Raw genomic sequence first — 13,825 nt, 5'->3', positions numbered from 1 at the left:
CACCGCCGAAACCGCGCCCCCGCACCGCAGGTGACACCGCGCCCGCCGGCCCGCCCGGGGCCACGGCGCGGTCGTGCGGCCCCGCCCGCGCACCCGGCGCCCCGCGGTCCGGGGCCCGGACCCCACCGCTGGCCGCCTGCGGCTCACCCACGCCCGCACCGCACGCCGCGACACCCCCCGATCACGACCCCGACCCGTCCGCGTACCCGGCCGCGTACCCGGCCGCCGTGCCCCGGCACGGACACCGGCACACCGCCGAAACCGCGCCCCCGCACCGCAGGTGACACCGCGCCCGCCGGCCCGCCCGGGGCCACGGCGCGGTCGTGCGGCCCCGCCCGCGCACCCGGCCCCGCCCGGCCTGCTCCTCTGGCGGCACCCCGTGTCCCGGCCGGGGGGGCGGGCGGCGCGCCGTCGCCACTCCCCCGCGCCGCGACCCGCTGTGGCCCGCCGGGAGCAGCCGGGTGGCCGCGCGGTGTGTTCACTGCGCGGGCGGCCAGGGCGCCAGGGCCGGGCGGGCGGGGTCCGGGTTCGCGTCCGGGCTGCGCAGCGTCAGCTGGCGCCGGCGGCTTCGGGGCGTCCAGCCGTGGCCAACCAGCGCCTCCCGGATCAGGCCGGCCACCAGTCCCGGCGCGATCACCACGCCGTGCTCCACCCACACCACCAGGCGCTGCCCGTCACCCTGCGCGTGCGCCACCACGACGGCCAGCCCCGGCTCGTCGTCGGGTGCCACCGTCCATCGGTAACGGTCCCCGCCGACGACGATCACCCGCGAGCCCTTCCCCGCCAGCGCCACCCGCACCACCCCCTTTTTTTTCCGGATACCCGATCGCGTCCTCGCGCCCGATCATCGCCTGCCGGACGAGGCCCGTGCGAACGGCCGTGACGGCCGGGCTTTCGGCAGGCGCCGCCATCGCCCGCAGAAGACCCGGCCGTCCACGCCCGGCCGAAGCGCCCCGGCCCGGCCGGCGGTGCCCCGGCCCTGCCGCAACCCCGTCCGGGGGCGAAGCCGGCGCTCACCGCGACGAGGCCCCGGCGCAGGACACCGGCAAGCGAGCGGACCGGGAACATCCTGCCCGCCCCGCCCCGGCGCCTGACGGCACGTGACGGCACACCGGCCGTCGGCCGCCGTCCACACCGCCGGCCCCGGCCCCTGCCGGTGAGCCGGAACCCCGTTGACCTCCTGCCCGCGCGCAGGAACACTGGCCCCACCCGGTATCAACCCGGACCTTCCGGACGGACACGGCAGGACGCATGGAACGGAACACGGCTTCAGGGTCACACGCGGTGACGGCTCGTGATCTCGTGACCGGCTACATCGACGCCCTCGGCGCGGTCGGCGCGGCCATGAGAGCGGCGTCCGTCCCGCTCGAACGGCCGGCAGACGTGCTCGGCCTGGTCCGTTCCCGGCGGATCATCGCCGGCCGCGGCAGGATCGGCACCTACTCCTACCAAGTCCACGGCGCGGGCTGCCTGTTCACCCGTGAGGACGGCACCGAGATCGACACGGACTTCACGGGCGACGGCCGGGAGATCTTCGATCTCTGGCGGCTGCGCCGCTACGCGCAGACCCTGCCCGAACCTCGCGACCCCGCGGAACAGGACCTGCGCTCCGCGGTGGAATCACTGAAGCCGCTGCTGGCCGAGGTACGGCCGGGATGGTTCACCGTCACCGGGGCCCGCCCCGCGGCATGACAACGGCACAGGGCGGGCCCGCACAGGGCCTGGCCACCCGAAACGACCCGACCCGCACCGCCCGCCACCACACCCACCGCCTGCCACCATCACACCCACCGCCCACCGCCTGCCGCCTGCCGCCTGCCGCCTGCCGCCTGCCGCCTGCCGCCTGCCGCGCCGGTGAACGACGGCGGCCCGCGGTCGCGCCACGGTCTCGCCCGCCCTCAGGAATCCGCTTACCGGGCGGGGCAGTTCCAGCCGGCCGCGCCGATCTCCCGGCCCTGCATGTCGTCGATGTGGAAGCAGCCGCCACAGGCCCACACCGTGATCGAATCCCGCCGATGGCCGCCCCGGAAAGGCTCCCCCCCCCGCGACGTTCCCGACCAGGAACCGTCACCGGCCGGCGAGTGGGTGACCACGACACAGGTCTGCCCCGGCAGGATCCGGTGGGTACCGGCCCACGGCTCCACCGCCGGCTCCAGCGGCGCATCACCATCGTTGCCGACCACCAGCCGCACGCCCCCGGCGAACACCCTCAGCCCCCCGTTTCCCCGCCACGGCCCGCGTCCTCGCCCGCACGGCCCCGTCCACCGGCCCGCGTCCTCGCACGGACACCCGCACCAGCCGGCCCGCCCCCAGCGCCCCGGCCCCGGCGCCCCGGCCCTGGCGCCCCGGCCCGGTGGGGCGAAACCCGGTTGAACCCCCCTCCCCGGCCTGGGGACACCGGCCCCGTGGACCGCCCGCGCTTCGTCTTCCTCGACCCCGACGCCACCGGCGGCCGATCCTGGCTGTACGCGCTCGTGCACGCGCCCACCGGCATCGTCCGCCAGAGCCAGTACGGCGGCCTGGCCTGCCGCCAGGGCCACGCCGAAGGCCACCTCGTCCCCCTCCACGCCCCGCCGCCCTCCACGCACTGCGCCGCCTCTTCGAGCAGGCCTTCCGCGGCGCCGGCACACACGGCCGCCCCTTGAGCACCGCGCAACAAACCGCCCCGCGCGAAGCGGTCACCGGCATCCGCTTCCGGGCCCGCGACGGCAGCACGGAAACCCCCCACCCGCTGCGCCCGGACGACACCCGCCTCCACGAAGCCGACGAGGCCCGGATCCCCGTGGCCACCCCCGACGGCCCCGCCGTCCCGCCGTCCCGCCGTCCCGCCGTCCTGCCGTCCTGCCGTCCCGCCGTCCCGCCGTCCCGCCGTGGTCCAACTCCGACCGACCGGCCCCGCCCCACCCCGGCACCGGCCGCTCCCCGGCCCCGGCGCCGCCCCGCCTACCGGCGGCACACGGGGCGACAGCGGCCACGATCCGTGCCCCGGCAGGAAAAGCACCCGCCCCACAGGCCACCGGCCGCCTATCATCGGCTCCGTGATGCCACCGAGAGCCGATGCCGCGTAGGTCCCCGCGCCCGGTGCGCGCCGGCCCGGCCGGCCGTCAGGGGCACGGCCCGGTCGGCACACTGCTGATCACGGCCTGCCCCGGGCCGCCCACGTGCAGCGCCGTGCACACGTACCTCTTCGTCGACGGCCTCGACCTGATCGCGCGCACCCACGACGGCGCCACCGGCGGCCATCCGGGCCGGCTGCTCAGACCCGCGGGCCCCCTCTACCCGAGCGATCAAGCCCGGCAGGTGCACGTCGCGACGCACGGTCAGGGCCCCGACGCCGCCCCGGCCGTCGGCATCCGCATCCGGCTCCGGGGCCGGACGGTGGTGTGGGACGGCCTGATGTACCCCGACGCCAGGGACCGCATCATCGAGGAAGTCCGCTTCGACGCGGCCCAGTACCTGACCGAGATCGAACGGGTCTACACGCGATGGGGCCGCGGCACATAGAAGCCGACGAGGCCTGGAGCCCGTGACCGCCCCCGACGGCCCCACCGCCCTCCTACAGCCCGGCACCGACCGACCCCACCCCCGACGGCCCCACCGCCCTCCTGCGACCCGGCACCGACCGACCCCGCCCCCGACGGCCCCACCGCCCTCCTGCAGCCCGGCACCGGCCGCCCCCGCTCCCGCCCCGATGTACCAGCCGCCACCACCCGGCCGCACCGACGCCCGCCCGCAACCGCGCCCCGGCCGGACACAATCCCCTCCCGCCCGCGCCCGGACGGAAGGATGACGGCCCCCAGGCGCCGACACCCAGGAGCCGCCCCGCATGCACACGCCCGCCCACTACCGCGACCTGGCGCGCGCCTGCGACGACGGCCGCGTCCTGCACCGGCTCGCCCGCTGCCCCTACCCCTTCGTCTGGCACGAGCTCGCCGCCAACCCCCACACCCCGCCCGAAGCCCTGCTGGAACTGGCCGCGGCCCGCCACAGCCCCTGGAACGACAACCGGCTCCTTCACCTGCTGGCCGGGCACCCCGCGGCGGACCGCACCGTCCTGCACGCCGTCCTGAACGCCACCGCGGCCAAACTCACGCAAGGCCGACGGCCCTACGCCGCCGCCGCAGCCCTGGCCGGGCGCAGCGAACTCGAAGCGGACGAAGTCCGCAGGCTCGGCGCCCTGCCCGGTGCGTCCGCCCGCCTGCGCACCCTGCTCCACCGGCGCCTCGCCGCCCGCGGCGAGACACCCCCGCCCGCCCCGGCCCAGGCGTCCCCGGGACCCTGACGACGCCGGCACCCCGCCGGACCGGGCACATCATGCCCCGCGCGCCCGGTCCCGCGCCCGGCCCCACGCCTGGCCCAGGGCCTTCACCGGCCCGGCCCGGTCCCCGGGGCCCGGGGCCCGGGGCCCGGGGCTCGGGGAACCCCGGTCTCCTCCCGCTGTCCGGCGCACGGCGGACACCCAGCAACCACCCACCGCCACCAGCAGGCCCGCTCCCGCCCCCGGCCCGGTGGCCTCACGGGCCGTCATGCCCGGGTGCCCGGGGCCGTCCTGGAGAGAGCCGGGTGCGGATCGGGCTTCGGACCGCAGTACCGGAGCGGATGACGCGGGAAACCACCCCTGCGAGGCCACCGCCACCCACCGCGCCGCATGCTCCACCCCGCATCGGCACGATCCCGCGGATCCGGCCGCTCTTCGCACCGCGCACCGTGACGGTGGCCGGCGGCAGGCGCACTCGACGGGCGCACCACCCGCCCGCCCGGCCGGCGCCCTGCCCCGAACACCCCGCGCAGCCCTCAGGGCCCCGCCGCGACCGTGTGCCAGGCCCGGCGCCTGGCACACGGTCGCAAAGAGCCCCGGCGTCCCCCGGCGTACGTCCCCGCAACCCGGTGACGACCGGTGATCCCGGACAGGAACCCGCCTCAAAGACCCCGGCCTCGGCCCACGACCAGCCCACGGCCAGCCGACGACCGACCCACGACCAGCCCACGGCCAGCCCACGACCAGCCCGCGGCCGACCCCCGGCCGGCCCACGACAGACCCGCGGCCGGCGGCCCCGGCGTTCGGGGCGGGCACGGGAGCCCGGACGTCATGCAGGCCCAGGACCCCCGCCCCGGAAGACCCGCCGGCCCGCCCCGGGAGGCCCGCCCCGGGAAGGCCCCGCCGCCCCCCTGCCGGGCCGCCCGCCGCCCCGCTGCCGGGCCGCCGGCCGCCCGCCACACCTCCCGGACACCCCCGGCTTGTAGGCTTGCCGGAACATCTCGGTTCGTTGAGGGAGGGCCCGGTGCGCGTCCGCCGGTGGATATGCGTGCTCGCGGGAGCCGTCGCGCTGAGCAGCCCGACGGCCGCCTACGCCCGCGGCGGGGGCGGCGGCCACGGCTTCGGCGGCGGCCACGGCAGCAGCGGGGGCAGCGGCGGGGGCGGCCACGGCAGCGGCTTCCACGGGTCGGGCGGCGGCGGTTTCGGCACCGGCTTCGGCACCGGTTTCGGGGCCGGCGGCGGTGGCGGCGGGATCGTCACCCTGCTGGTGATCGTGGCCGTGATCCTGCTGATCCTGTGGCTGTGGTCCCGGCGCCGCAAGGCAAAGCTCGCGGACGGCCTGAACACCGTCTCCGACCGCACCGCCCACCGCGCCGACGCGCAGGCGCGCGAACGCGCCGCCCACGTCTCGGCCCGCGTGGACGCCATCGCCGACACCGATGCGACCTTCGACCGCGCCGCGCTCGAACAGCGCGCCGTGTGGCTGTACGAGAGCGCCCAGCGCGCCTGGACCGGGCACGACCTCGCCACGCTGCGGCGGATCCTGTCCCCGGTGCTGTACGGCAAGTGGGCCGAGGAACTCCAGGACTACGCCGCGCGCGGCGAGGTCAACGTCGTGGAGATCGTCTCCGGCCCGGCCGTCGAGCTGGTCGACGTCGCCAACCGCGCGGGCGAGGTGAACGACACCGTCACCTTCCGGATCACCGCGACCCTCCACGACTACGTGCGCCGCGCCGACGGCGGACAGGGCGTGCGCAAGGACGGCTCGACCCGCCCGGTCGAGTACTGGACCCTGCGCAAGAACGCGGCCGGCGAGTGGATCGTGTCGTCGCTGGAACAGGCCGCCGAAGGCGCCCACCACCTGAGCGCCGCCATCGAGACCGACGGCTGGGACCAGAAGGACGTCGCCCGCCAGGCCGTGCTCGAAGTCGCCGGCAAGACCTCGCTCACCGGGGCCGGCGACATCCTGTCGCTCACCAACATCTCGTGGACCACCGACGCCGACACCGCCGCCGGCGACCTGAGCGTCCTGGACGCCCGCTTCGACAGGGCGGTCCTGGAAGTCGCCGTCGAACGGTTCCTCGAGGAATGGGCCATGAACGACGGCAGCCTCGACTTCACCCCCGTCCGCACCCCCCGCCGCACCGTCCTGCGCCAGGCCGACATCACAGCCGTCAAGGTCACCTCGCTCCTGTCCCGCACCCCCATCGTCTTCCGCCTCACGGTCGACGCCCAGGGCGTCTACTACGAAGTCGACCGCCACAGCGAACAGGTCCTGCACGGCGACCCGCACCAGCGCAGACCCATCACCTTCACCTTCGACCTGCGCCTGGACGACACCCCGCCCGGCACATGGACCGTCACCGCCACCACCACGCAGTAACCCCGCACCCCGCACCCCGCACCCCACACCGGGGGCCAACAGGCCCCACGGCCCGGCCACAGGCCACCGGACCGGGGGCACGGCGGCCCGGCCACCGAACCGGGCCACCCCGCACGGCACAGCCAGGGCCGGCACAACCCGAGCCGGAGCGGGGCCCAGACGCCTCCACGCGCAGTCAGTGCCACCCTTCGACACCGCACGCCGGCGGGTCACGGATTCCTTCCCCCCCCAACAGCAACCCCCGCTCCAGGCCCCGGCGGACCACCCCGCAACGCAACCGCCCGGCGACACGCGGGCCGCCGCCCGCACCAAGGCGTTCCCCGGCCCCCGCCCACAGCGGATCCGCACGCCCGGGCCACGCCGGCGAAGGCGGGAGCCAGAGCCGGAGCAGGCGGCCACGCCGGCGAAGGCGGGAGCCAGAGCCGGAGCAGGCGGCCACGCCGTAACCGGCCTACCGGGCCACACGTTCCATGAACACCCAGGCACCAACGCCCCAGCCCCGTCCCGCCACCGTGCCACGCGCGGGACGCCGGCCGCGCCGCGCCAGCCGGGGACCGGCCCGGGCGGCGGCCGGGGACGCGGTGCCCGCACTGCAAGACCGGGCCCGGGGACGCGGTGCCCGGGGGCCGAGGGCCGAGGGCCGGGGGCCGAGAGAAGAGACCCCGCCCAGAGCCCGGACAGCCCGAACCGCCAGCCGGCACCCCTCACGCAGCAGGCCCGGGACCGGCCGGTCCTGTCCGGGCCCGCAAACGGCCATGGCCCCGCCCCCCACGCTCTCCCGGGGGGGCGGGGAGAGCGGGGGGCGGGGCCATGGCAGCACCGGCCGCAAGGCAGCGGGCCCGGGGGCGGGCCCGGGGGCGGGCCCTGCGCGGACGGTGCGAGGCCGGGGACGCTCCCGGGCCGGGGTTGCGGGGGGGTCAGGTGATCGAGGCGCCCGAGTCGATGCTGATGACCTGACCGGTCATGCAGTCCTGGTCCAGGAACAGGTGGATCGCCCGCGCGACCTCCTGCGGAGTCACGAACCGCGGGATCGGCGCCTTGTCCCGCATCGCCTCGATCACCTTCTGCGGCAGCGTGTCCGTCATCCCCGTGATCATGAACCCGGGCGACAGCGCGTTGACCGTCACCCCCCGCCGACCGCACTCCGCCGCCAGCGTCCGCGTCATCCCGACCAGCCCCGCCTTCGACGCCGAATACGCCGTCTGCCCCGCGGTCGCGATCAGCGCCGACGGCGACACGATGTTCACCACCCGCCCCCACCGCGCCCGCAGCATCCCCGGCACACACACCCGCGCCGTGTGGAACGAACCGACCAGATTCGTGTCGACCACCCGCCGCCAGTCCGCCGGCGACTGCATCGCCATCAGCGCGTCCCTGCGGATCCCGCCGTTGTTGACCAGCACGTCCACCGGACCCAGCACCGCCTCGATCTCCGCGGCCATCGCCAGCACCGCGCCGTGATCGGCCACGTCCCCGCCCACCACCACATGGTCGTTCACCAGCTTGCCCGCCACCTCCTCGGCCGCCTGGCGCGAGGAGTTGAAATGCACCGCGACCCGGCACCCCGCCGCATCCAGCTCCAGCGCCAGCTCCCGCCCCAACCCGCCCGAGGCACCCGTCACCAACGCCACCGGCGACACCGGCCGCCGGCCCACACCACCCCGGCCACCCGCCTCCCGGGCACTCACATCCCGGCCCGCGTCCCGGCCGGCCGCATCCCGGGCACTCACGTCCCGGCCGGCATCCCGGCGCGTCTCCCGGGCACTCACGTCCCGGCCCGTGTCCCGGGCACTCACGTCCCGGCCGCCCGCGTCCCGGCCGCCCGTGTCCCGGGCGCCCGTGTCCTGGCCGCTCACGCCGCACCTCCCCAGGTCAGCAGCATCGAACCCCACGTCATCCCCGCACCGAAACCGGCCAGTAACACCGTGTCACCATCCTTGATCCGCCCCGCGTCCAGCGCCTCCGCCAGCGCGATCGGCACCGAACCCGACGCCGTATTGCCATACCGGTCCAGATTCGCCACCAGCCGGTCCGCGGGAATCCCCGTGTGATTCAGCACCGAATTGATGATCCGGATGTTCGCCTGATGCGGCACCACATGATCCACATCCAGCGCACTCACCTTCGCCTGCTCCAGCGTCTCGCGGATCGTACGCACCGTGTACCGCACCGCGTTCAGATAGATCTCGTTACCGTTGATCTGCGCATAATGCAGACCGGCACGCACCGTCTCCTCACTGACCGGCATCCGCGAACCACCCGCCAGGACCTTCAACGAGTCCTTGCACGAGCCGTCCGCACCCAGATTCCACGCCCGCACCCGGTCCACCGGCCCCGGCACCAGCACCACCGCCCCCGCACCATCCCCCACCAGGATCGACAGATCCCGGTCCGCCGGATTGGCCGTCAGCGTGTGCGTGTCCGAACCCACCACCAGCACCGGCCGCGGATCCATCCGCATCAGACCCGCCGCCGTCACCAACGCATACACGAACCCCGCACACTCCGCGTTCACGTCATGCGCACTGCCCGCGATCCCCAGCGCCTCGTGTACGAACGCCGACGTCGCCGGCGACGGCTGCTCCGGCGTCGCCGTCGCCACGATCAGATGCGCCACATCCGACCCCGACAACCCCGCCCGCTCCAGCGCCCGCCGCCCCGCCTCCACCGCCATCGACGCCGTCGTCTCACCCGCCGACACCGCCCGCCGCTCACGGATCCCGCACCTGGAGACGATCCAGTGCTCATCCACACCGAACCGCTCCGCCAGCTGCGCACTGGTCACCACCCGGCCGGGAACCCACATCCCCCACCCGGCGACATCGAAACCGCTCACCACCCGCCCCCTCTCCCCTGCCTCCCCGCCCCCTTTCAGGAACCCGAACCCGCGCCGCCGGCCAGCGCCACGATCCGCCCGTGCACCACCCGCAACGTCGTCGTGTCATCGATATCCGCGAACAACGACTCATCCGCCCCGATATGCGGATACGCGTTCTGGAACCCGTACAGCCACTCCATCAGATCCAGCGAATCCACATCCGCGATGTGCTGCAACGCCGCATCCGCATCGATCTCCCGCGCACCCGACACCGCCTGCAACTGCGCCGCCAGATCCTCAACCGAAGGAATCCCCGACATCACACAACCATCCCTTCCACACACACGCGCCCCCCGGCACACCACGCGCCGGAACAAAGGACGCCGAACCACAACCCCTGACAGGGCCGTCCACACACAACACAGGCCCGAACCCGGACCAAACCAGACAGGGCCAGACCGACCCGAGCCGGACCAGACCAGGCTGGGCCGGACCGGACCGAACAGGGCCCGGGCCAGAGCAGACCGGACCGGCCGCGCTGGAAACGCGGACCGCGGGCCGCACCCACCCCCAGCCCTCCCGGGGAAGAGATCCCCCCGGAGAAGACGGAGCCGGGCACAACGGTGCCGGACCGCCAGACCGGCCAACCAGCCGGTCCCGCCAGGCCGTTCACACGAACACGACCCGGACCCGACCAGACCGGCCGCCCGCGCTGGAAACGCGGACCACCGGCCACACCCACCCCAGCCAGCCCCCCAGGAAAACCCCCCGGGGACGACGGAACCGGGCAGACGCCGCAACCGTGTCGCTTTCGACAACCGCATAAAACCCGCCCCCACGCAAAAACCCCGCAACCACCCCCCACAACCACCCCTGTTGCGCACCACTTGCGAGGACCACGCTTACCTGACCCACGACCGCACCACCCAACACCCCCCCCCCCCCGCACACCCACCCGCCAACAAGCCGGCACCACACACCAGGCACCAGGCACCAGGCACCAGGCACCAGGCAACGGGCAACGGGCAGCCAGCACCGGGCCCCGGGCACACCAGGAACAGCGCCACCCGCACCGAAGAACCACCACCCGACCCACCACCGGACACCGGACACCGGTGCCGAACGGCCAGGCGCCACCCAACCACCAGGCCCCACCGCCCCACCGCCCCACCGGACGGGAACCGGCACCGAACCACCAGGCACCACAAGCACCACCGCCCGCCACCGCGCGGGCACCGCCCCACCGCCGACCCACCGGCGCCAGGCCCTGAACAGCCAAGCGCCACAACCTCCGAAGAACCACCGGCGACCAGCCTCGCACCACCAGGCACCACCGCCCGGGTAAAGGACCCCGCACCACCGCCCAACGCCCCACCGGGAAACCGGGCAACCGTCAGAACACGCTGAACGGCCACCGCACCACCAGGCACCACCGCTCGACCGGTCACCAGCACCACACGGAACACCGCCACCGGCCGGCACCCCGCACCCACGCCTCACACCCGGAGCAAAACCGGGCAACCGGCAACCACCCTCAACAGCCGGACACCACCCGCCCCCAGGCCCACCGCGCCACCGGACGGGAACCGGCACCAGCCACCACCGGGCCCCACCCGTAACCGGCCCGCCCGCACCAGGAACCGAACAGAGCAATGTCACAAGTACCGAAGCGCCACCGGCCACCGGCGCCGGACCGCCGGGCACCACCGCCGCAAGGCCCACGCCTCACGGCGCCCGCATCACCATCGCCACCGCGGTGACCGGCCCCCCAACGGCCGCACACCGCACGCCTCACCCCGGCACAACACCCGGGCCACCGGCACCCGCCCGGACAGACCATCACCGCACAACCCCGCACCGCCCGGACCGCACGCCGGCCTGGTCACCCGCACCACGACCAATGCACCGCCGGACAACGGGCAACCGGCAACCGGCAACCGGCAACCGGCACTGAACGGCCAGGCGCCACCCGGCTCCAGGCCTCACCGCACCACCGGACGGGAACCGGCACCAGCCACCACCGGGCCCGACCCGGAGCCAGCCCGCCCGCGCCAGGAACCGAACAGAGCAATGTCACAAGTACCGAAGCGCCACCGGCCACCGGCGCCGGACCGCCGGGCACCACCGCCGCAAGGCCCACGCCTCACGGCGCCCGCATCACCATCGCCACCGCGGTGACCGGCCCCCCAACGGCCGCACACCGCACGCCTCACCCCGGCACAACACCCGGGCCACCGGCACCCGCCCGGACAGACCATCACCGCACAACCCCGCACCGCCCGGACCGCACGCCGGCCTGGTCACCCGCACCACGACCAATGCACCGCCGGACAACGGGCAACCGGCACTGAACGGCCAGGCGCCACCCGGCTCCAGGCCTCACCGCACCACCGGACGGGAACCGGCACCAGCCGCCACCGGGCCCGACCCGGAACCGGCCCGCCCGCACCAGGAACCGAACAACCCGGCGTCACACGTACCGAAGCACCACCGACCACCGGCGCCGCACCACCCGGCACCACCGCACCCTGGTCCACGCACCACGGCCACCGGCCCCCCACGGCCGCACACCGCACGCCTCACGCCCGGCACAACACCCGGGCCACCGGCACCCGCCACGGACCGACCGTCACCGCACGCCGGCCCCCGCACCCCCACCACCGGGCCCCGACGACCGCCACCCGGCGGCCCCGGCCCGCAACCACACCACAACCCACCCCCGACAGAACAGGACACCCCCGATGACCACCATCGACGCCCGCTCCATCAACCCCGACGTCGAAGCCATCCGCCACCACTACGAAGTCGGCAACGACCTCTACCGCCTCATCCTGGGCCCCACCATGATGTACTCCGGCGGCTACTGGGAAGACGGCGAAGACCTCGTCGCCACCCTCGACGAAGCCCAGGAACGCAAGCTCGACGTCTTCACCGACCTCGCCCACGCCGCCCACACCGCCAAAGTCCTCGACATCGGCTGCGGCTGGGGCACCATGCTCAACCGCCTCACCACCGTCCACGGCGTCACCCGCGCCGTCGGCGTCACCCTCTCCCGCACCCAGGCCGACTTCATCACCGCACTCGACAACCCCGCCATCGAAGCCCGCGTCGAATCCTGGGAAGACCACCAGCACGACGGCCAGCCCTACGACGCCGCATTCTGCATCAACGCCCTCGAACACTTCGTCCTGTCCTCCCTCACCCCCAAAGAACGCACCCAGCGCTACCGCGTCTTCTTCAAGCAGGTCCACTCCCTCCTCAAGCCCGGCGCCCGCTTCGTCCTCCACACCATGACCGTCGAAAACCCGCCCCTGCGCCGCCAGCTCCTCGACGACCTCAAATTCCTCCAGCGCGAAGAATTCGAAGGCTGCCACATCCCCCGCCTGCCCGAACTCGCCACCGGCCTCGACGGACTCTTCGAAGTCACCGAAATCCGCAACGAACCCGAATCCTTCGCCCGCGCCTGCCGCGCCTGGCTCCACCACCTCGCCACCCACCGCACCGAAGCCCTCACCCACGCCGACGAAACCACCATCGCCCGCTTCGAACGCTACCTCGACATCTTCGCCTACACCCTCGAAGACCACATCTTCAACAACTTCCGCATCACCCTCACCCGCCGCCCCTAACCCCCCCCCACCCCCAGCACCAACCACCGGCCCCGCCCCCCGGCCCCGGCGCCCCGCGGCGACCACACCGGGACCCAGACACCGGATCGCCAGACTCCCGCGGCACCGCGATGCCGGGGCCGCCGCGGTACCCCGGTGCCGCGGCGCCGGGCCGCCGGAACAGCCCAAGTGCCGCGGTGCCGGGCCGCCGCCGGAACAGACCAAGTGCCGTCCCCCGAGCGCTAGTTGCGGGCGGTGCCGTGCCCGCCGGACCGCGGCAGCCCACACCAACAACCCGAAACCCGAACCCACACCGGGAACAACACGCAAAACCCCGGGACAGCCGACCCCGAGAAACACACGGCCGGCACCAGGAACACCCCGGGAACAGCACCAACAACACCGGAAACAACCCGGACAGACACCAAGCCGGCACAAAACCCCGGCACGCAGCCCGCACGGACACAACGGAACCGAGCCGGCCCAAAACGGCCACACGACACCACAGAAGGCCACCCGGACACCGGCCCCACGAACAACACCGGCAACCAGCCCACGAAACGGCCCCGGAACAACACACGAGCCACCCCAGCCGCCGGCCCGCCCCCCGCCCCCGGCCCCCGGGCCCGCAACAACCCCGGAAACACAAAGAAAGGAACACATCACCACCATGACCACCACCACCCCCCGCCCCACCACCACCAGCGACGACGACAGCCCGCCCCCCACCCCCGCCCAGGCCACCCCCGACCCCACCC

General features: G+C 74.7%; 11 protein-coding genes. 6 read left to right on the top strand and 5 right to left on the bottom strand.

Going from position 1 to position 13,825, the window contains the following annotated elements; all coding sequences use genetic code 11:
• Positions 1–478: 478 nt before the first annotated feature.
• Positions 479–793, bottom strand: a complete 315-nt coding sequence (locus tag ACFXDE_RS33145) for a hypothetical protein (protein WP_380498235.1) — start codon at positions 791–793, stop codon at positions 479–481.
• A gap of 491 nt (positions 794–1,284) precedes the next feature.
• Here ACFXDE_RS33145 and ACFXDE_RS33140 point away from each other — a divergent pair, with 491 nt between their 5' ends.
• Positions 1,285–1,692, top strand: coding sequence for a DUF6896 domain-containing protein (locus ACFXDE_RS33140; protein WP_380498234.1), 408 nt, complete (start codon positions 1,285–1,287; stop codon positions 1,690–1,692).
• A gap of 218 nt (positions 1,693–1,910) precedes the next feature.
• On the opposite strand, the gene ACFXDE_RS33135 is transcribed toward ACFXDE_RS33140, so the two are convergent.
• Entirely contained in the window at positions 1,911–2,192 is a 282-nt protein-coding gene (locus ACFXDE_RS33135; protein ID WP_380498233.1) for a hypothetical protein, read from the bottom strand.
• 213 nt (positions 2,193–2,405) lie between these two features.
• Between ACFXDE_RS33135 and ACFXDE_RS33130 the strand changes: the two genes are divergently transcribed.
• The 4 genes from ACFXDE_RS33130 to ACFXDE_RS33115 all read left to right on the top strand — a co-directional run bounded on the left by ACFXDE_RS33130 (position 2,406) and on the right by ACFXDE_RS33115 (position 6,641).
• Positions 2,406–2,645, top strand: a complete 240-nt coding sequence (locus ACFXDE_RS33130; RefSeq protein WP_380498232.1) for a DUF6210 family protein — start codon at positions 2,406–2,408, stop codon at positions 2,643–2,645.
• A 412-nt stretch (positions 2,646–3,057) separates the two neighbouring features.
• A complete protein-coding gene (locus ACFXDE_RS33125; RefSeq protein ID WP_380498231.1) occupies positions 3,058–3,504 on the top strand; it encodes a hypothetical protein in 447 nt (148 codons plus the stop codon).
• A gap of 322 nt (positions 3,505–3,826) precedes the next feature.
• Positions 3,827–4,282 carry a hypothetical protein gene (locus ACFXDE_RS33120; protein WP_380498230.1) on the top strand — a complete coding sequence of 152 codons (456 nt, stop codon included), beginning with the start codon at positions 3,827–3,829 and terminating at the stop codon, positions 4,280–4,282.
• 1,000 nt (positions 4,283–5,282) lie between these two features.
• A complete protein-coding gene (locus ACFXDE_RS33115) occupies positions 5,283–6,641 on the top strand; it encodes a TIM44-like domain-containing protein (RefSeq protein WP_380498229.1) in 1,359 nt (452 codons plus the stop codon).
• Between the two features lie 917 nt (positions 6,642–7,558).
• On the opposite strand, the gene ACFXDE_RS33110 is transcribed toward ACFXDE_RS33115, so the two are convergent.
• The 3 genes from ACFXDE_RS33110 to ACFXDE_RS33100 are packed head-to-tail and all read right to left on the bottom strand — an operon-like array spanning position 7,559 to position 9,779.
• The gene (locus tag ACFXDE_RS33110; RefSeq protein ID WP_380498228.1) at positions 7,559–8,497 is read right to left on the bottom strand and encodes an SDR family NAD(P)-dependent oxidoreductase; all 939 of its coding nucleotides are present in this window, start codon (positions 8,495–8,497) and stop codon (positions 7,559–7,561) included.
• Positions 8,494–9,477, bottom strand: coding sequence for a 3-oxoacyl-ACP synthase III family protein (locus ACFXDE_RS33105; protein WP_380448694.1), 984 nt, complete (start codon positions 9,475–9,477; stop codon positions 8,494–8,496). The genes ACFXDE_RS33110 and ACFXDE_RS33105 overlap by 4 nt, the downstream gene beginning before the upstream one ends.
• A 35-nt stretch (positions 9,478–9,512) precedes the next feature.
• Complete coding sequence (locus ACFXDE_RS33100; RefSeq protein ID WP_380448692.1) at positions 9,513–9,779, bottom strand: hypothetical protein; 267 nt, start codon at positions 9,777–9,779, stop codon at positions 9,513–9,515.
• Positions 9,780–12,200: 2,421 nt separating this feature from the next.
• On the opposite strand from ACFXDE_RS33100, the gene ACFXDE_RS33095 reads away from it, so the two are divergent.
• Positions 12,201–13,088 carry a class I SAM-dependent methyltransferase gene (locus ACFXDE_RS33095; RefSeq protein ID WP_380498227.1) on the top strand — a complete coding sequence of 296 codons (888 nt, stop codon included), beginning with the start codon at positions 12,201–12,203 and terminating at the stop codon, positions 13,086–13,088.
• The last annotated feature ends 737 nt before the right edge of the window (positions 13,089–13,825 follow it).

The organism is Kitasatospora sp. NPDC059408 (genome assembly GCF_042751525.1).
GTDB lineage: Bacteria > Actinomycetota > Actinomycetes > Streptomycetales > Streptomycetaceae > Kitasatospora.
This window is presented reverse-complemented; position numbering and strand designations above follow the sequence as displayed.

Coding starts and splice junctions, on each gene's coding strand:
- ACFXDE_RS33125 (WP_380498231.1), top strand. CDS start 3,058: ATGCCGCGTAGGTCCCCGCGCCCGGTGCGCGCCGGCCCGGCCGGCCGT.
- ACFXDE_RS33120 (WP_380498230.1), top strand. CDS start 3,827: ATGCACACGCCCGCCCACTACCGCGACCTGGCGCGCGCCTGCGACGAC.
- ACFXDE_RS33100 (WP_380448692.1), bottom strand. CDS start 9,779: ATGTCGGGGATTCCTTCGGTTGAGGATCTGGCGGCGCAGTTGCAGGCG.
- ACFXDE_RS33095 (WP_380498227.1), top strand. CDS start 12,201: ATGACCACCATCGACGCCCGCTCCATCAACCCCGACGTCGAAGCCATC.